This is a genomic window from Nonomuraea insulae (assembly GCF_042656245.1).
The window spans coordinates 115,942-132,146 of the sequence record NZ_JBHSPA010000008.1 but is presented as its reverse complement, the minus strand read 5'-3'; the positions used below and the strand labels follow the sequence as shown (position 1 = coordinate 132,146).

The following is a 16,205-nucleotide window of genomic DNA, read 5'->3' as shown; positions in this document are numbered from 1 at the left end:
CATGGGGCTGGAAGTCCTCGCCGAGTGCCGCAAGGACACCGATTCACCCAATTCCGAAAACAAGACAAACGATGCTAAAGTGACCATTGAGGCGATTGCTTCCTAATAGTCACCGATTACGGGTGACCTTCTCAAACACCACCTCCCTGGACGCGGCCGCAGAGGAACCAAATCCAAACCTTCAGGCTCGCTGGTACTGGTACGGCAATCCCCGGAAAGCCGCGCTGCACGCACTACGGTTTTGGCGCCGCCAACGCTTTCCTCGCCTGCTGCCCTCCGCAGACCCAGTTCTCCTAGAGATCAGCAAATGCGTCAGCGAGTGCCTGGACTCCGGCGCCGTCTTCACGGAAGCGCAGCGCGACCTCCTCGGCGCCCGAGTAAGCGAGCTCGAGCAACGTCTGCACTCGGGGGATCTCCTGCTCGTCGTTCGGCACATTGAGGTGGCATCGGGTCTGCGGTAGCTCGAAGCGGCGAGAGACCGAACCGTGCGGTTGAGGCGGTGGGTTCGGCCAGCGCATCGTCAGACGGTGCTGGCGTTCGAGCGTGGTGCTGTACAGCAGCCGGATACAGCAACGCTGCCTCACCCAATCACATGCGACCAGTCTTCAACTACCGCTTGAGCAGGGAGTGGAAGCCTCTACGTCGTGTCTGGCTCCCGATTGCAATCAGGCACTCAATGTGGAAGTCAGCCCGTGTCTCTGGATAGCGGGTGGACACGAGGTGGTTTGGCCGAGGAAGCGCGAATGGGATGATGCGCTGCCTTTGTGTAACGTGCGGATCATGACTGCCGGTCAGCACCCGCGCCTGGGGAACGTGTTTCCCGATCTCGCCGCTGACATCGTCGCTCTGCTTCGTGCCGGGAACGAGGGCGATCCCCTGGCGGACTCGGTCGAGGACCTGCCGTTTCATGGCGTGTGCATGTGTAGTGCTACCTGTACCAATCTCTTGACCGCCCCACCGGGTTCATCGGGTTCCTGGATGGTGCAGCTGGAGCGTGATGGTGAGGACGTCATCTGGCTGAGCTTGGACCCTGGCGCGACGGCCATCACTAACATTGAGGTCCTCGACGGACGTGACCTCGGCCCCGCGGCCGCGCGCTAACAACGGTCCTGAAGACCAGGAACAAGGCTGTTGGTTTGTTAGGACAATGTTGAAACCTTGCGAACACTTCGGCGTCGCCCACGCCACCGGCCAGAAGGCCATACGAGCCCTCCCCGCCGATGGGTTGATCCGTACGAGCCTGGCCATGGGGCAGCTTCGTGACTAACTTCGCAGGGAGTGCCAGACCGCTGCCAGCCTGATCACACGGCCGACGCCGACTTATCCGAGGTTGTTCGAGCAAGTTGTACATCTGGCGACGGCCGCCAGACGAAGATTCCCCTCGGTGGCCTGAACAGGGCTGCTGTTGCTGATGCGATCCCAAACGTCGGGTGCCGGCCCACGGACCCACCCCCAGGCCGGAGCGACCACATCTGACTCGCTCATGTGATCACACGCGCCCGGCAGGTGAGCCATCCTTCTAGAGGAAATCAGGATGGTGTCCGGCGCGAACTTCGCCCAGCGGATCGGGCTGGCGGCGCTCGGCGTACGGCGTGGCGCATCAGCCCCCGGCAAGGCGCATGCACAGCCCTCACTGACGATCAAGTCGCACCGATCGCAACGTTCCATGCACCTCTCCCGCCACTTGGAGTGCTCAAGAGCCTATAGACAGCACCGACACGGCGCTGTTCAAACTGCTCGCCGGGACCTGAAAAGACTTGGCCGCCGTGTCTGGGCACGTGCTGGACATCACTCCGACCCTGGATCTCGCGCCTGTTCCCCGTCTGCGAACCCTGGACCGGGCAGCGGCGTGCGGTCCTGGGTCCGCTTGACACCGGGTTACGAGAGGGATCGATCGGACGGGTGATGTACAGCAGCCGATACAGCAACGCCGCCTTACCTGCTCGCGCCCTACCGCCCCGTATCTACCGTCTGGGCATGGCAAGACGCTCATGACAAGGCGATTGCCGTTCCCTACGGATCAGAAGGTTACGGGTTCGACTCCTCGGCCGCGCATAGTTTGACCAGGGAGCCCCTTGATCGCAAGGGACTCCCTGGGTCGTTTCTAGGGGCGGTCGTGAATCCGCACCCGCCTGCCGTCCGGCCGCGTGATGCTCACCTCGTCGCAGAGCGCGCTCTAGGCCCGGTTGGGCTCGATGGATGTACCCACCGAGGTCGTGAAGACCAGGCCCGGGTCAGCCCGCATCGTCGCCGCCAACTGCTCGGCGGCGTGCTGTGCCTTGTGCTGCCGTAACAGGGTTACCACCGCCCGCGGGATCGCCAACGTGGCGTCCGACCCCTCCGTCTTCGCTCTCACCACGGCGAGCCATCCCCGCCAGCGGTCCATCTCCGGGTCAAGACCAGCCACAGCACGCCCAACAGATGGTTCTGCGCCGCGGCGAAGAGTCGATCAGCCTCCTCGCCCGTCAACGCGGTTCCGCGCTTGCTCTTGCCGAAGGGCGGCTCGACACAGCATGGCCACGCTTCGGAGTGGACTCGTCACTGTTCGTACGCGACGTATAAATCCGGATGAGATCGGACGAGACCCGAACGGCCGCTCATCTATCCGGGTCCATCCGGATACGTTCGGGAACGGTGGACGAGCGGAGCGTAACTGACGCATGCTCGAGCCCGTCCAGCCCTTCTCATCTCATACAACAAGCCGCACAAGCCCCCCAAGTAACCCCACAAGCCTCACCGATGCCCGAAAAGGTGTGAATCCGAATGAATCACCCTTTCTCCGGAAGGTCATACTCAGTCCTATACCGAGGCGTTATAGGACCCTTGACCCGCATGGCCCGGTCATGGTTGAGTGCAACGACGTCACGAATAGCAATGAATCAGATCGACTCAACCATATGAACCGGCTCCGCCGGATCGGGGGCCCATGGACGACCTCGCGGCTGAAGTGGGGAGGCATCGCACCAGGCGGCAGCGACTGGCGACAGAGCTCCGGCGCCTGCGCGACCTCGCCGGCATATCGGGGCGAGACCTCGCCCACCGCATCGGCATCAGCCAGTCCAAGGTCTCCCGGATCGAGTCCGGCAGCGTGATCCCCTCACTGCCCGAGGTCACGGCCTGGGGCGACGCGGTGGAGGCGCCGCCTCAGGCCCAGGAACTGCTCGCCGACCTGACGGAGGCCGCGTTCACCGAGATGCACACCTGGCGCGCGGCCCTACAGCGTCAGATGCACCTGCAGGACGACATTCGTGAGCAGGAGGACCAGGCGCAACTGCTCCGGGTCTTCCAGCCGGCGATCGTTCCGGGCCTGCTGCAGACCGCCGAGTACGCCCGCCGCGTCTTCTCACTGTTCGACCCGCCCTACTCGGAGGGCGACCTGCCCATGGTCGTCGCGGCGCGGCTGCAACGTCAGCTCGCGCTGTACGACGAGAGCAGGAGGTTCGAGTTCATCGTCACGGAGGCGGCGCTGCGGTGCCGGCCGGGACCGGTGCGGCTGCTGCTGGCGCAGCTCGACCGCGTCGCGACACTGAGCACGCTGGAGAACATCATGGTCGGGGTGATTCCCCAAGACGCGGAATCTGCGGTGTGCCCCCCGCACGGGTTCACGCTCTACGAAAGTGACAGCAGCACGGAAGACAGTTTCGTGGAAGTAGAGGTCACACATATGAGGTTGATCGTGCGCGCCGCCGAGGACGTGGCGACGTACCGGCGGCAATGGTCGCTGCTCGGCGAGATGGCTCTTTACGGCGATGCGGCGCGGGAGTTTCTCACGCGGCTGGGCACCGACATTCGTGCCATGGCCCGATGAGCCGATAACCCGCCATGGACGTCTGACCGGCCTGGGGGCGCGCCCGACGGGGGCCCGCCCCGAGACCGGGGAGGCGCCGCGGTCCGCGGGCCGCGGCGCCTCTCCTAGGAGCACCCTTTTCTAGGTCAGATAAACCTGGAATCAGGCCAGGTCGAATTCGCCGGCATACACGCCGGAGAGGAAGGCGTTCCACTCCGGGGCGCTGAAGCGGAGCACAGGCCCGCTCGGGTCCTTGGAGTCACGTACGGCGACCCAATTACGGTCGATCGCCACCTCGACGCAACCGCCACCGTGGTCGCTGAAGGTGGCCTTGTACCACGCGGCGCCCAGCGACTTATTGCCCTTGGCCTCGTTCATTTCTTTCTCCTTTGTCTTCGGGAAGCCCTTGTGCGTCCCGCCGGATAAAGAATCGAATGGCGCGTTATGAGGTCGGGTCAGCGAGTGGACGGAGGCCGGTCATAGGCCCGTCATAGGAATTCCCTAAATGTGGAGGGAAGTGGCCATGCAGTTTCACCTGCTGAATGGCATGCAGGCGCGCGAAGGGAACCAGCCCGTTCAACTGGGGGATCGGCAGCAGCGTCTGATGCTGGCCCTGCTGCTGCTCGCCGAAGGCCGGCCGGTCACCATCGAGCAGCTCATCGACAAGATCTGGGGCGACGACCCGATCAAAAGCGCCCGCCGGGTCCTCGCGCAGTACGCCAGCGGCTTGCGTCAGCGGCTGGGGCAGCCGCTGCTGCCGCCGTACGAGGTCGGTTATGTGGCGAAAGTCGGCAGGGAGCAGGTGGACGTGCACTGCTTCCACGACCTCGTCGCGGAAGCGCGGCTGCTGCTGGGTGCGGATGACACGCAGGCCGCGCACCTGCTGCGCAAGGCTCTGCGGCAGTGGGGCGGCGGGCTGCTGCCGGGCGAGCCACTCAATGGGCTGCCCGGCCCGGGAGCGGCCGGCGCGCGGACTCGGCTGCTGGGAGAGCATCGGGCAGCGCTCCTGCAATGTCTGGAGGCCGAGCTGCGGCTCGGACGGCACACACAACTCGTGCCCGAACTCCAGGACCTCGCCGAGGCGTGGCCGCTGGACGAGGACGTGACGCGGCTGCTGATGCTGACGCTGCACCGGGCGGGCCGCTCCTCCGACGCGCTCGCCGCGTACGACGACCTCCGCCGCACGCTGCTGGACGAATTCGGGAACGATCCCGCCGCTCCCGTCCAGAAGCTACAGCAGCGAATCCTGCGACAGGACCCCGCTCTCGCCCCGCCCGCTCATTCCTACGAAGTCAATCCTCCTGGAGCCCCCATGCGGTCATCAGCCGAAATCGGAAAAGACGCCGTCCGCCTTGTCACCGAGGCCGTCAGAGGGGAGTCCTGGATGAGCCAGCCCGTCGAGATGCTGGAACTGGTCCGCATTCACTTCGCCGGCGACGCGGACGCGCAGCGCACGCTCGCGCGGGTCGAGACCGACCCCGCCGACATGGCGGCCGTCGCGGCGCTCGGACGCGTGCTGGAGGCCTGCCTCGACCGGGACCAGAGCTTCCTGAAGGACGCCCGGCTGCTGGTGGAGCAGGCATCGCGGGCGAAGGCTGGCGGGCCGTCGATCTCCGCCGAGCTGATCAAGAACGCCAGCGTCTACCACGCGCCCGTGCACTTCTCGGGCGACTTCAACATCTCGTAGGGACGGTGACCGGATGAGCCAGCAGACTGACGAGCCTCCCGTCAAGAAGGAGAGCCCGGAGGCGGCGGGCGCGGAGCCGCCCCCACAGCCCGAGCAGGACAAAGACAAGGACAAGGACAAGGACGATGGCGGGCCGCTCAGTGAGCAGGACGCGCTGCAGGCACTTCGGGGCAAAGGCGAGGACGAGGCGGAGCGGGCTGAGGCCGCGCAGGCGGCCGCCATCTCGGCCCGCGTCATGGAGCGGCTCAACGACGACTCGCGCGGCATGCGGATCGGCACGCTGGCCCTGTTCAACGAGAAGGTCGACTTCGGCGGCGGGTTCAGCATCGGCGGCGAGGAGCGGCGCGCGGGGCGGCCGACGACGAAGGTCCGGCCGCCGCAGCTGGCCCGCTGGACGGAAGACTACGTGCCGGTGCCGCGCTTCGGCGAGGCGCAACGAATCCTCGCCGAGCACCGGCTGCTGATCCTGGCTTTGCCACCCGGCGGCAGGAAGGCCACGAGCTGGAATCTGCTGGCCACGGTGCTACGGGATCAGCCGGGCGGCGCCTATTACGAGGTGCGCAACGCCTCGGAGCTGCGCGAGATGAGCTGGAAGCCGGAGCGCGACGGCGGCTACCTCGTCCATGACGGCGTTCCCACGGGACTGGACCCGTCCCTGATCGACGAGCAGTGGATCGAGGACATGACGGCCTGCCTGCACGAGCACGGGAGCTACCTGGTGCTGGTGACCGGGCCGCCCAGGGGTGCGCTGGTACAGGCCGAAGGTGGTTCCGCGCAGGTGCTGACCGACCTCGGCCCGCTGGACGCGGTACGACTCATCGAGCGGCGGGTCCACGGCCGCGCCCCCACGCCCGAGGAGTCGGCGGAGCTGCGCCGCCGGCTCGGCGAGGCGGGGGCGCTGGAGCTGCTGCGCGAGGACCATCGCCCGCGCACGGCCCTGCGTCTGGGCGACTCGATCCGCGAGGGCGCGGACCTGACGGCGTGCGTCCAGGAGCTGCGGGACCCGACCGGGCGCGTCCACGAGTGGTTCACGCGGCACCGGACGTCGGAGACCGTGAGCTTCGCGCTGGCGGCGGCGGTGCTGGACGGCGCCACCTACCTCACGGTGTCGGACGCCGCCGCGGCGCTCTACGAGCGGCTGGAGCTGCCCGTGGAAGCACCTTTCGACCTGCGCTTCCGTGAGCACATCGCGACGGAGCACCCGTGGGTGCGGCTCGCGCTCGGCTCCGGCGAGACGCCCGGCGACGTGGCGCCGCGCGTGCGGTACGACAATCCGCTGGTACGGCAGGCGGTGCTCGGCTTCGCCTGGACTTACCTGGACGGGCAGCGTTCGGCGCTGGTCAGGTGGATGCGCCAGCTCGTCACGCATGCCGACGTCGATGTCCGAGCGCGTGTGTCCGTGGCCGCCGGCGTCATCGCCTGGAGCGACTACTCGCACGCCCTGCACCGCTACCTCAAGTCGTGGGCCGAGAACCCGTCGCTCGTGGTACGGCAGAGCGCGGCGACGGCGCTCGACGTGGCGGGCGGGCATCCCCACCTCACCGAGGCCGTGTGGGTGCTGCTGGAGACGTGGGTCACGGAGGCGGACACGGCCGAGCAGCGCCGGCGCGGCGTGACGGCGGCCGCGACGCTCGGCGGCAGCCTGGGCGTGGCGCAGCCGGAACGCGCGGTCAAGGCGCTGCGCGTGCTGCTGGACCGCGAGGACGACTGGGGCACGCTCCTGCCGGTCGGCAGCGCCCTGTTCCACCTGGTCGAGGGCGGGTGCGACGGTGAGGTGCTGGCGGGGCTGCTGGCCTGGTCGGAGCCGCGAGCGTCCGCGGAGTTTGTGGCGAAGGCACTCTCGGCCTTCGCCTTCCTCGCGGCCCTTCCTGCTGAGAGCGCGAGTACGTCCGGCGTGCCGCTGCTGCTGGCCGGGGCCGAGCGGCACTGGCCCTCGCTCACCGAGCTCTGGGCCCGAGCTCTGGACCGCAAGCCCGCCCAGGACCAGGCACTCGAAACGCTGCGCGACTATCTGGATGAGCACGCGGACCGCGACGACCTGGCCTACCGCGACGCTCGACGCCTCGTGCTCGCCGTGGCCGGCCGCTCGGAGCGGCACCGCGAGCGGCTGCGTCACCACCTCGGCGCATGGGCCCGCGCGGCCGGCCGTCCGGACCATCCCGCTGCCCGCGTGCTCGCCGACCTTGCCCGTCCCGCATACATCCACTCATACGGCAACGGAAGGACCTGACGTGGAGGAGTACACCTACAACCCGATCGCGAAGAGCTGGAGCCTGCCTCTCGTCCTGCCGCGCATGCCCCTGCGCCCGCCCGCGCCGGGATCGGCGCTGGTGCTGGCGCCGCGCAAGGGCGACCTGCTGACGATAAGGAACGGCGAGGCCATCCCGGACGCCTGGTACGGCACCTACCGGCACGCCTGCCTGGTGGACACCACCGAGCACCGGCTCGTCCTGCAGATACCGCTGCTCAGCCAGGACCCGGCCTTCGGCTTCCCGAGCCTGGTCCGGCTGAACTGCCGGGTCGCGAACCCCGCCGAGATCGTGGCGCGCGGCATCGGGGACGTCAGCGCCGCCCTGTACCTGCCTCTGCAGCGCATGCTCCGCCAGGTCTCGCGCAACTACGACATCGGCGAGCTGCACCTGGCCGAGGACGCGCTGAGCGAGTCGGTCCGCGTCTTCACCGGCGACGCCGCGATCCGGCTGCGCAACATCACCGTCGAGCTGGTCGTGGACAGCGACGAGGTGCTGGCGAGCGGGCGCAGATACCGGGAGATCGAGCGCGAGACCCGTCTCATCGAGATGCGCAGGGAGCGCCATTTGCGCATGCTGCGCAAGGACGGCGCGGAGGGGCTGGTCGCCGAGATCATGGAGCGCGAGGGCCCGCGGGCCGCGTACGACATCATCGCGGGCGCGGAGCGGGAGGAGCGCGGCGAGTTGCTCGCCGCGTGGAACAAGATGGTGGAGGGCTCTAGCGAAGAGCGCGAGTCGTGGGAGTTCCTGCAGGCCGAGCGGGCTTTGCGGGACCGGCTCACCGGCGAGTCAGCCGCGCCGTTCGGCGGGATCCGCTCCAGCCGCCTGCGCGGCTCGCTTGCGGCCGACGCGGAGCGGGTTCCCAGCCGGGCCCCCAGCCGGGTCCGGGGGCTGCCGCAGACGCGGGCCGAGGACGCGGACGAATGACAGCTGTGCTGGTCGAAGGCGTGCTCGCCGGTCCGGGCGAGGGGACGGTCTGGTGGTACGACGGCGACGACGTTCTGGCGCTCGGAGTGTGGACGGAGCGCTCACGCGGAGGCGGCGAGGATGCCGAGCCGCTGTTCGCGCACCGCGTACCGGCGGCTGAAGGGATCCTCGGCGTGTTCGACGGGCTGGGCGGTTCGGGCGCGGGGGCGGCGTGCGAGCTGAGCGACGGCACGACGCGCAGCGGGGCCTGGGTGGGCGCCCGGCTGGCCAGGCTCGGTGTCGCGTCGTGGTTCCTGGGCGGATGCGCCCAGGAGTCATTGCGTACGCGGCTGGTGGAGGTGCTGGGAGCCGCTCCGCCGCCGCGTCCCAGCAAGATCGTCAGCAGCATGCGCAGGTGGCTCCCGACGACCATGGCCGCCGTACACTACCGGCTCACCGGCGACCAGGCGGAGTGCCGCGTCCTGTGGGCGGGCGACTCCCGGGCCTACGCCCTGAGCCCTGACCAGGGGCTGCAGGCGCTGACCAGGGACCACACCGATGAAACTGACGGCCTGGAGCAACTTGTATGCGATCCGCCGATGACAAACGTGATCTGCGCCGGCCAGGAGTTCACGATCGACGCGCAGGTACTGCTCCTGCCGCTGCCGAGCGTCCTCGTCTGCGCCACGGACGGCTTCCACGGGTACGTGGACACGCCCGCGCACTTCGAGTGCCACCTGCTGCGGACCATGCAGGAGTCGCGGGACACGCGCGACTGGGCCGAGCGGCTGGCGCGACACGTGTCGGGCTACACGGGCGACGACGCCTCGCTCAGCCTCGTGGCCCTGGGTTACGCGGACTTCGACCAGCTCCGGTCGGGCTTCGCCCAGCGGGCCGAACAGGTCGAGGCGCGTTACGGGGCAGGTGACCGGCCGGCGGAGGAGGAGGCCGCCGGGCGGTGGCGAACGCGCACCTGGGACGAGTACCGGCCGGACTACGAACGGCTCATGCCGCCGCCGGCGGAGCCGCTATGAGGGCGGGTGACGTCATCAGGGGGTACCGCATCGTCAGCGAGCCGACCAACAGCGGCGGCGGACGCTGCATGTGGGCCTTCGCGCAGCGGCACGGGCGCGACTACTTCATCAAGCGGTTCCTGGATCCCAAACGCCCGAAAGAGGGCTCCACGGCGAGCGCCAGGAGCGTGCGGCTACGGCTGGAGGCGTGCGCGGAGTTCGAACGACGGCACCGGACCATCATGGGGCTCCTGCGGCCGGACGCTGTCGGCGGCGGCAACCTGGTGCTCACCCTCGACTTCTTCCACGACGGCACCACGTACTACAAAATCACCGAGCGGATCCACGCCACCCGCACGCCACCGCCGCGCACGCTCACACCGCTGCAGAAGGCCGTGCTGCTGCGGACGCTTGGGCTCAGCGTCGGGCTCCTGCACGGCATCGGCGTCGTGCACGGCGACCTGAAGCCGGGCAACGTGCTGGTCGGGCGGAGCGGGGCGGGCGCGTACCACACCGCCAAGCTCATCGACTTCGATGACGCCTACGTGTCCGGCCGCCCGCCCGACCGGGAGGACATCGCGGGCGACCTGGTGTACGGGGCTCCCGAGTGGCGTCGGTATGTGCGCGGCGACGCGGACGTGCGACCCGAGTGGCTGACGACCCGGGCCGACGTCTTCTCGCTCGGGCTGATGGCGCACCACTATCTGACGGGTGCGCTGCCGGGGTTCGGTGACCGGTACGCCTCGCCCGCCGACGCCCTCAACGACGGCGCCGAGCTGCGCATCGACGAGCGGCTGAGCGCCCCGATGCGGGGGCTCCTCGCGGCCATGACGGCAGGGGCGCCCGACGTCCGTCCTGGCACCGGAACGTTCCTGGCGGTGTTGCGGGACCCGGAGACGTGCGAGGTGCGCGCCCCCTTCCTGACGTCGCCGGGATCACGAGTGCGGATGAGCAGGCCAACTAAGGAGAGACAGCCATGACGAGCGACCACGAGTATCGGGGCAACCTGCGGTACGCGGTGGACATCGTGCTCTGCGTCGACGTGACCGAGAGCATGGCCCCGGTGCTGGACACGGTCAAGAAGAGCGCCCTCACCTTTCACGAGCGGCTCAACCTCGTAATGAGCGGCAAGGGCAAGGAGATCAGCCAGCTGCGGCTCAAGGTGATCGCGTTCAGGGACTTCAGCGACTTCGCCGAAGACGCGATCGAGGAGACCGAATTCCTGGTGGTCCCGGAGCGGGCGGCCGACTTCGATCGGTGTGTCCGCGAACTGCGCGCGTCGGGCGGGGGCGACATGCCGGAATCCGGGCTGGAGGCGCTCGTCCTGGCCATCAACGCCGACTGGGAACGCGGGCTGGATCGGCGGCGCCACGTCATCGTGATGTTCACCGACGCCCCCGCCCACCCGCTGCACGCACCGCAGGCCGTCACCGCCCACACGTACCCGCGGGGCATCCCGCGCGACCTGGACGGACTTTTCGAGCAGTGGGGGTACGCGAGGAGCCAGACGGCTGTCATGGAGAACGCGGCCAAGCGGCTGGTCCTCTTCGCGCCAGACGCCTACCCGTGGACCGAGATCACCGAGGAGTGGAACATGACCCTGCACTTCCCCTCCGTCGCCGGACAGGGACTTGCGGAGCTGGAGCTGGACGAGATCATCGACACGATCGCCAACAGCCTGTGAACGGTGTGACGACGACCTGGCGGTGCTCACTGTGCGACGTGTGGAACGCGACCGCCGACACCTCGTGCCAGTGCTGCGACACCGCACGCCGCACCGCCGCGGACCCCCCACCGGCCCTGTTCTTCGCCCCACCACCCCGGCCGGTGATACCTCCGCCGCCCCGGCCGGTGATGCGTCCGCTGCCCCTGCCACCCCCGATGCCGCCGCCTGCCTACCGCTCGTCCTCCTCCAGCGGCTTCACCGGGTGCATGATCGCCGTACTCACCGTGGCCCTTCTCTGCACCCTCGTCCTGCTGCTCGCGCTGCTTGCCGGCGCCAGGGCACGGGCACCGGCGAGCGCACCACAATCCAACTCTCCTATCGTCACGACGCCGGCCGTCCAGGCCGTCGCCTGCCCAGACCGGGTGGCTCTGCTCATCCCGGACGACAGCGCCGAGCTGGTGGCCGCCTACGACGCGGGCGACAAGCACATCGTCATCTGCCGCACCGCGACCGGAGAGCTGTACTACTACGGCCAGTACATCGGCCAGGACGGCACGGGGCTGCTCATGCCCGCGCAGGAGACCGCGGCGGGCTTGCTGGCTCGCAACGGCGCCTACCTGTATGAGATACGAGGGGATGAGGTGGTGGTCAGCGTGGACGGCCACGAGATCCTACGGGAGTTCCTCGTCGCCACGTCTCCACGCTTTCCCTGAGAGGTGGGGCTGATGCCGCGGCAAGTGAAGGTAGAAGGCAACCGGTACCACGGGCGGGTGCCTGAGGGCGCCGGTGTACGTGGGGCAGGCCGCGCCGGGGCTCAAGGCGAGCCCGTACGCCAGCCCGCAGGGCGTCGGCGGGCGGGGCGGTTGCGAGATCGTCAGGCGGAGTGCTCACGGAGTAGGCGGGCGGTCTTCGCGAGCAGGCCCACCTGAGTGCGCCAGTCACCGCCCGTGACCCCGACGACCGCGTTGCCCGCCCCTGGCGCGCGGTAGGCGGCCCGGCGTTCGGCGGCCTCCTCGGAGGCGCCGGTCAGCGGGATCGGCAGGACCTCCGCCGGCGGGCGGCCGTACGCGGTGCTGATGCCGACGGCTAGGTTCTTTCGAACTGCTCGATGAGTTTCTCGCTGAGTGTGAACTGTTGGAGGACCAGCCCACATTGAGACCGGAGGAGAAGAGGCCCTTGCCGAGACACGGCGCATGGTTGACGATTTCATCGACGCTTGGCAGCTTGCCCAGTGCCGCGAAAGCGCCGCTCTGACGCAGAGCGAGGTCGCTGCCTTGATGGGCGTGACGAAGGCGCGTGTCTGGCAGATCGAGCGCGGCAAAGTCTCGTCAGTGGATGTGGTGGCCCGTCACGGAGAGGCGCTGATACTCCAATTCCGTCCGGAAGGGCGCAGGGAGATGTCACTGGCATCCGATTGGATGAAGCTCATGACTGCTCACGATGTGGCCCGCCAGCTGCCCGAGATCCCGCAGCTCCGTGATCTGTGCCGGTCCATGGCGGTGCTGGAGGCCATCCTGAGCCCGGAGTGGTCCAATCGCCACCACTCCTTCGGCTCAGGCTGGGGCGCTGGGGAGGAGATGGCCTCGATGCGCGACGGGTCGGGAGACGAATACTCCATCGTCTTCTCCGCGGCGGGTGCGTACATCCGGGGCTTCGCCCACGAGGCGGTGATGAGCCCGTACGGCAACGACGGGCCGTGGCCGGGGGTGCTCGACTCCGTCCCTGAGGCGTTCCGCCAGTGTGTGCGGGAGCCGGCGTTCTGCGACGAGGACGGCATGCCGGTCGTGACCGCCTGCCTGTGGCGCACGGCCGGTGATGACGGCTGGCGGGTGGGTGAGATCGACTACCCGGACGGCGCGGGCGACCCCGATGGGGCGGTGCACCTGTTCGCACGGCTCGTCGATCCGTCTCCGGAGGCGTTCCGGCGGTTCGCGGAAGACTACTACGAGATACCCGTGAATCTCGATGCGGTGCGCCACGTCTACGCCCTCCGTCCACTGACGCAGACGGTGGTCACCGCACTGAACACCGACCTTCCCCTGGCGGACCTCACCGACGACCTCGCGGCAGCCCGGTATCCATCCATTGCCGGTTGAGAAGCGCGACCTTTCCCCCACGCGAACTGGAAAGGCATGCCGTCTCAGGGGCTCTTCGGCTCATAGGGCTCGGCTGCTGTCACCGGGTCTTGGCGGTGAACGTCAGGTGAGTGACGCCGGAGGGCGTGGAGACCGCCTCGATGTGGTACGCCTCCTCCAGTGACTCCAGCCCGTCCCAGAGCCGGACTCCACGGCCCAGCACCATCGGGACCTGCACCACGTGCATGTGATCGACCAGCCCCTCGGCGAGGAAGTCGCGTATCACCGAGGGCCCGCCGCCGAGGCGCACGTCCTGGCCGCCGGCCGCCTCGCGGGCCCTTTTGAGCGCCTCGGCGGGTGGGAGGTCCAGGAAGTGGAACGTGGTGCCGCCGGCCATCTCGATCGAGGGCCGCGGCCGGTGGGTGAGCACGAAGACCGGCGTGTGGAACGGCGGGTTGGCGCCCCACGCGCCCTTGTAGTCGGGATCGTCCTGCCAGCCGGGCGGGCCGAACTTGCCGGCGCCCATGATCTCGGCTCCGATGCCAGGGCCGTGCATCGCGGCGAACGCGTTGTCGGCGCCGCCGCTGCCGCCCTGGCCGCCGCCCATCTCATGCCAGAACCGGGTGGCGAACATCCACTCGTGCAGCCGTTCGCCGGCGTGACCGAAGGGGGCGTCGGGGGCCTGGCCGGCGCCGGTGGCGAAGCCATCGAGCGAGATCGCGAAGTTGTGAACTCGTACGGCGGACATCAGTGTGCTCCTTCGAGGGTGAGCTTTCTGGTGGACACCAGCATGGATCAAGAGACTTATGACGTCTAATGCGGATATTGGGGTAATTGCATCGATATTCTCGATGAGTGCTCAACCTGATCCATCTCAAGGTTCTGGTCTCGGTGGCGCGACATGAATCCGTGACCGAAGCGGCAAAAGAGCTGCACTACTCGCAATCGTCGGTGAGTCACCATCTGGCCCGCCTGGAAGCGGCCACTGCCGCCAAGCTCGTTCAGCGCGTCGGCCGCGGGATCCGGCTGACCCCGGAAGGACACCTGCTGGCCATCCGGGCCACCGAGATCATCGGGCGGGTCGACGCGGCCACCAACGAGCTGGCAGCACAGGTCGGCTTGCAGGCCGGGCGAGTCCGCCTGGCCGCCAACGCCTCGGTGCTGAGCACGATCGTGCCCAAGGCGGCCGCGACGCTGGCCCAGGCACACCCAGGACTCGAGCTGATCCTGATCGACCGTCACCCGGTCGAAGCGCTGCAGATGCTGCGGCACGGCGAGATCGACGTCGCGCTCATCTTCCAGCACGCCGGCGCCCCACTCGAAGAAGAAGAGGGGTTCCACCTCGTCCACCTCTGCGACGACCCGATCTATCTCGTGAGCCGGCAACCCGACGACAACATCGCCAACCATCGCCACTCCGCCTGGATCGGCGGTTGCGCGCGGTGCCAGGAGGAGTTGTTCACCGTGTGCCGGCGAGACGGCTTCATCCCACGCATCGCATCCCTCAGCGACGACATGGTCGTCGTGCAGGCCCTCGTCGCGGCCGGCAAGGGCGTCACCACCCTGCCCGGACTCGCGCTGCAGGCCCACCGCCGACCCGACGTCCACACCACCGAACTGACCGACTTCCCCCGCCAGATCTACGCCGTCACCTACGGCGATCCGCCCCACCCGCCCGCCACCATGGCACTGATCCAGGCCTTGCGAGACTCCGTCGAATAGGCGCCTGCCCAAGCTCTGGGCGTGGATGCCGTTCCGGGTTCTCCTACCGGGTCGGCATGAAGGACGAGACGATCAGCCAGATGGCGCCCGCCACGATCACGAACACGACGGTGAGATCCCTCGTCCATCTGGAGATCACGCTTCGCGCCAGGTGGACGGTGCCGACCCAGGAGATCCGTACCCGAGGGTCCCAAGCGGCCGATGCGACGAGGACGGCCGCGAGAAGCAGACGCCAGCGCACCGAACCGGAGAAGAGCAGCCCGAAGGTGTCGTCCTCCAGGCTGGTGTACGTCACGATGTCGAGCAGTACGAAGGAAAGGAGAGCTGCTGCGGCAGCGACTCCGGCTGTACGTTTCCACCGGGCTGAAGCGGTGGCCGCCATCGCGACGATGACGACCGGCAGGCCGATCGTGTCGGCCTCACCGGACCACCAGGCGAGCCCGTCCCAAGAGGACGCCTTGGTCACGTAGAGGGTGGCGCCCCAGGACATGTCATACATGGCAGGAAGGCGGTCGAACATCGCCGCCCACGCCGCCGCGACCGCGGCGCCCGCCCAAAGGATCATCCCGTACTTCCCGCGGCGCAGGGGTGATCGGGCCGCCAGGAGCAGCGCCCCCGCTGCCACCGGATAGCAGATGATCAGGAGGAAGGGTGGCTCGACCGCGTGTTCCCGCCCGGTGCACGGGTCGAGGCCCGGCAGGAGAAACGCGATGACGAGCCCGTACGCGAGCACTGCGGCGGTCGCGGCGACGGCCGTGAGCGTGGCTCGGCGTGAGCCGTTCACAACCAGGCCGGCCACGGCGATCGGCAGCAGGAGAACGGCCCAGAACAGCAACTCTCCCGGCAGGGCGTCCGGCGCGTAGGAATCCAGCCCGTACGGACCCACCAGCGAGTACGGACCCCCCAGCGGGTACGGATCCGGCGTCGAATAGGGAGCCGGGGCCTCCGAGGAACAGAACCAGGCGACGCTCTGCCTGCCGATCCCGAAGGCGGTTAAGATCACCGGTCCTGACGCGGCCACGACCGCACCGAAGCGCAGCAGCGCCGCCTTCGGGGATGGCGTATACGCCGTGGGCTCCTCTGTCACGGCACCTTCCCCC

16 protein-coding genes are annotated in these 16,205 nt (G+C 68.4%); 11 read left to right on the top strand and 5 right to left on the bottom strand.

Annotated features, from left to right (window positions below; translation table 11 throughout):
* Positions 1 to 293 precede the first annotated feature (293 nt).
* Positions 294 to 518, bottom strand: a complete 225-nt coding sequence (locus tag ACFPZ3_RS06070) for a hypothetical protein (RefSeq protein WP_379512945.1) — start codon at positions 516 to 518, stop codon at positions 294 to 296.
* Between the two features lie 262 nt (positions 519 to 780).
* Here ACFPZ3_RS06070 and ACFPZ3_RS06065 point away from each other — a divergent pair, with 262 nt between their 5' ends.
* Complete coding sequence (locus tag ACFPZ3_RS06065) at positions 781 to 1,101, top strand: hypothetical protein (protein ID WP_379512944.1); 321 nt, start codon at positions 781 to 783, stop codon at positions 1,099 to 1,101.
* A 1,075-nt stretch (positions 1,102 to 2,176) separates the two neighbouring features.
* Here ACFPZ3_RS06065 and ACFPZ3_RS06060 read toward each other — a convergent pair.
* Entirely contained in the window at positions 2,177 to 2,356 is a 180-nt protein-coding gene (locus ACFPZ3_RS06060) for a hypothetical protein (RefSeq protein WP_379512943.1), read from the bottom strand.
* Between the two features lie 570 nt (positions 2,357 to 2,926).
* On the opposite strand from ACFPZ3_RS06060, the gene ACFPZ3_RS06055 reads away from it, so the two are divergent.
* Positions 2,927 to 3,808 (top strand): helix-turn-helix domain-containing protein, encoded by an 882-nt coding sequence (locus ACFPZ3_RS06055; RefSeq protein WP_379512942.1) that lies wholly within the window; start codon positions 2,927 to 2,929, stop codon positions 3,806 to 3,808.
* Between the two features lie 141 nt (positions 3,809 to 3,949).
* Here ACFPZ3_RS06055 and ACFPZ3_RS06050 read toward each other — a convergent pair whose 3' ends face one another.
* On the bottom strand, positions 3,950 to 4,165 hold the full coding sequence (locus ACFPZ3_RS06050; protein ID WP_379512941.1) for a DUF397 domain-containing protein: 216 nt from the start codon (positions 4,163 to 4,165) through the stop codon (positions 3,950 to 3,952).
* 145 nt (positions 4,166 to 4,310) lie between these two features.
* On the opposite strand from ACFPZ3_RS06050, the gene ACFPZ3_RS06045 reads away from it, so the two are divergent.
* The 8 genes from ACFPZ3_RS06045 (at position 4,311) to ACFPZ3_RS06010 (ending at position 13,404) form a co-directional block, all read left to right on the top strand.
* A complete protein-coding gene (locus ACFPZ3_RS06045; protein WP_379512940.1) occupies positions 4,311 to 5,474 on the top strand; it encodes an AfsR/SARP family transcriptional regulator in 1,164 nt (387 codons plus the stop codon).
* A 13-nt stretch (positions 5,475 to 5,487) separates the two neighbouring features.
* A complete protein-coding gene (locus tag ACFPZ3_RS06040; protein ID WP_379512939.1) occupies positions 5,488 to 7,704 on the top strand; it encodes a hypothetical protein in 2,217 nt (738 codons plus the stop codon).
* A 1-nt stretch (position 7,705) separates the two neighbouring features.
* A complete protein-coding gene (locus tag ACFPZ3_RS06035) occupies positions 7,706 to 8,650 on the top strand; it encodes a hypothetical protein (protein WP_379512938.1) in 945 nt (314 codons plus the stop codon).
* Complete coding sequence (locus tag ACFPZ3_RS06030; RefSeq protein WP_379512937.1) at positions 8,647 to 9,663, top strand: hypothetical protein; 1,017 nt, start codon at positions 8,647 to 8,649, stop codon at positions 9,661 to 9,663. Before ACFPZ3_RS06035 ends, ACFPZ3_RS06030 begins: the two co-directional genes overlap by 4 nt.
* Positions 9,660 to 10,622, top strand: coding sequence for a protein kinase domain-containing protein (locus tag ACFPZ3_RS06025; RefSeq protein WP_379512936.1), 963 nt, complete (start codon positions 9,660 to 9,662; stop codon positions 10,620 to 10,622). Before ACFPZ3_RS06030 ends, ACFPZ3_RS06025 begins: the two co-directional genes overlap by 4 nt.
* Positions 10,619 to 11,326, top strand: coding sequence for a vWA domain-containing protein (locus ACFPZ3_RS06020; RefSeq protein ID WP_379512935.1), 708 nt, complete (start codon positions 10,619 to 10,621; stop codon positions 11,324 to 11,326). Before ACFPZ3_RS06025 ends, ACFPZ3_RS06020 begins: the two co-directional genes overlap by 4 nt.
* Before the next feature lie 5 nt (positions 11,327 to 11,331).
* Entirely contained in the window at positions 11,332 to 12,021 is a 690-nt protein-coding gene (locus tag ACFPZ3_RS06015) for a hypothetical protein (RefSeq protein ID WP_379512934.1), read from the top strand.
* A gap of 480 nt (positions 12,022 to 12,501) precedes the next feature.
* Complete coding sequence (locus ACFPZ3_RS06010; RefSeq protein ID WP_379512933.1) at positions 12,502 to 13,404, top strand: helix-turn-helix domain-containing protein; 903 nt, start codon at positions 12,502 to 12,504, stop codon at positions 13,402 to 13,404.
* A gap of 79 nt (positions 13,405 to 13,483) precedes the next feature.
* On the opposite strand, the gene ACFPZ3_RS06005 is transcribed toward ACFPZ3_RS06010, so the two are convergent.
* Positions 13,484 to 14,131 carry a dihydrofolate reductase family protein gene (locus ACFPZ3_RS06005; protein WP_379512932.1) on the bottom strand — a complete coding sequence of 216 codons (648 nt, stop codon included), beginning with the start codon at positions 14,129 to 14,131 and terminating at the stop codon, positions 13,484 to 13,486.
* Positions 14,132 to 14,238: 107 nt separating this feature from the next.
* On the opposite strand from ACFPZ3_RS06005, the gene ACFPZ3_RS06000 reads away from it, so the two are divergent.
* Positions 14,239 to 15,105: a LysR family transcriptional regulator gene (locus ACFPZ3_RS06000; protein WP_379512931.1), complete on the top strand. Its 867-nt coding sequence runs from the start codon at positions 14,239 to 14,241 to the stop codon at positions 15,103 to 15,105.
* A gap of 43 nt (positions 15,106 to 15,148) precedes the next feature.
* On the opposite strand, the gene ACFPZ3_RS05995 is transcribed toward ACFPZ3_RS06000, so the two are convergent.
* Positions 15,149 to 16,192: a hypothetical protein gene (locus ACFPZ3_RS05995; RefSeq protein ID WP_379512930.1), complete on the bottom strand. Its 1,044-nt coding sequence runs from the start codon at positions 16,190 to 16,192 to the stop codon at positions 15,149 to 15,151.
* Positions 16,193 to 16,205 lie beyond the last annotated feature (13 nt).

Excerpts from the sequence above, each read along its gene's own strand:
- ACFPZ3_RS06045 (WP_379512940.1), top strand. The coding sequence starts at position 4,311 with ATGCAGTTTCACCTGCTGAATGGCATGCAGGCGCGCGAAGGGAACCAG.
- ACFPZ3_RS06005 (WP_379512932.1), bottom strand. The coding sequence starts at position 14,131 with ATGTCCGCCGTACGAGTTCACAACTTCGCGATCTCGCTCGATGGCTTC.
- ACFPZ3_RS06070 (WP_379512945.1), bottom strand. The coding sequence starts at position 518 with ATGCGCTGGCCGAACCCACCGCCTCAACCGCACGGTTCGGTCTCTCGC.
- ACFPZ3_RS06065 (WP_379512944.1), top strand. The coding sequence starts at position 781 with ATGACTGCCGGTCAGCACCCGCGCCTGGGGAACGTGTTTCCCGATCTC.
- ACFPZ3_RS06010 (WP_379512933.1), top strand. The coding sequence starts at position 12,502 with ATGGTTGACGATTTCATCGACGCTTGGCAGCTTGCCCAGTGCCGCGAA.
- ACFPZ3_RS06040 (WP_379512939.1), top strand. The coding sequence starts at position 5,488 with ATGAGCCAGCAGACTGACGAGCCTCCCGTCAAGAAGGAGAGCCCGGAG.
- ACFPZ3_RS06025 (WP_379512936.1), top strand. The coding sequence starts at position 9,660 with ATGAGGGCGGGTGACGTCATCAGGGGGTACCGCATCGTCAGCGAGCCG.
- ACFPZ3_RS06050 (WP_379512941.1), bottom strand. The coding sequence starts at position 4,165 with ATGAACGAGGCCAAGGGCAATAAGTCGCTGGGCGCCGCGTGGTACAAG.
- ACFPZ3_RS06030 (WP_379512937.1), top strand. The coding sequence starts at position 8,647 with ATGACAGCTGTGCTGGTCGAAGGCGTGCTCGCCGGTCCGGGCGAGGGG.
- ACFPZ3_RS06020 (WP_379512935.1), top strand. The coding sequence starts at position 10,619 with ATGACGAGCGACCACGAGTATCGGGGCAACCTGCGGTACGCGGTGGAC.
- ACFPZ3_RS06055 (WP_379512942.1), top strand. The coding sequence starts at position 2,927 with ATGGACGACCTCGCGGCTGAAGTGGGGAGGCATCGCACCAGGCGGCAG.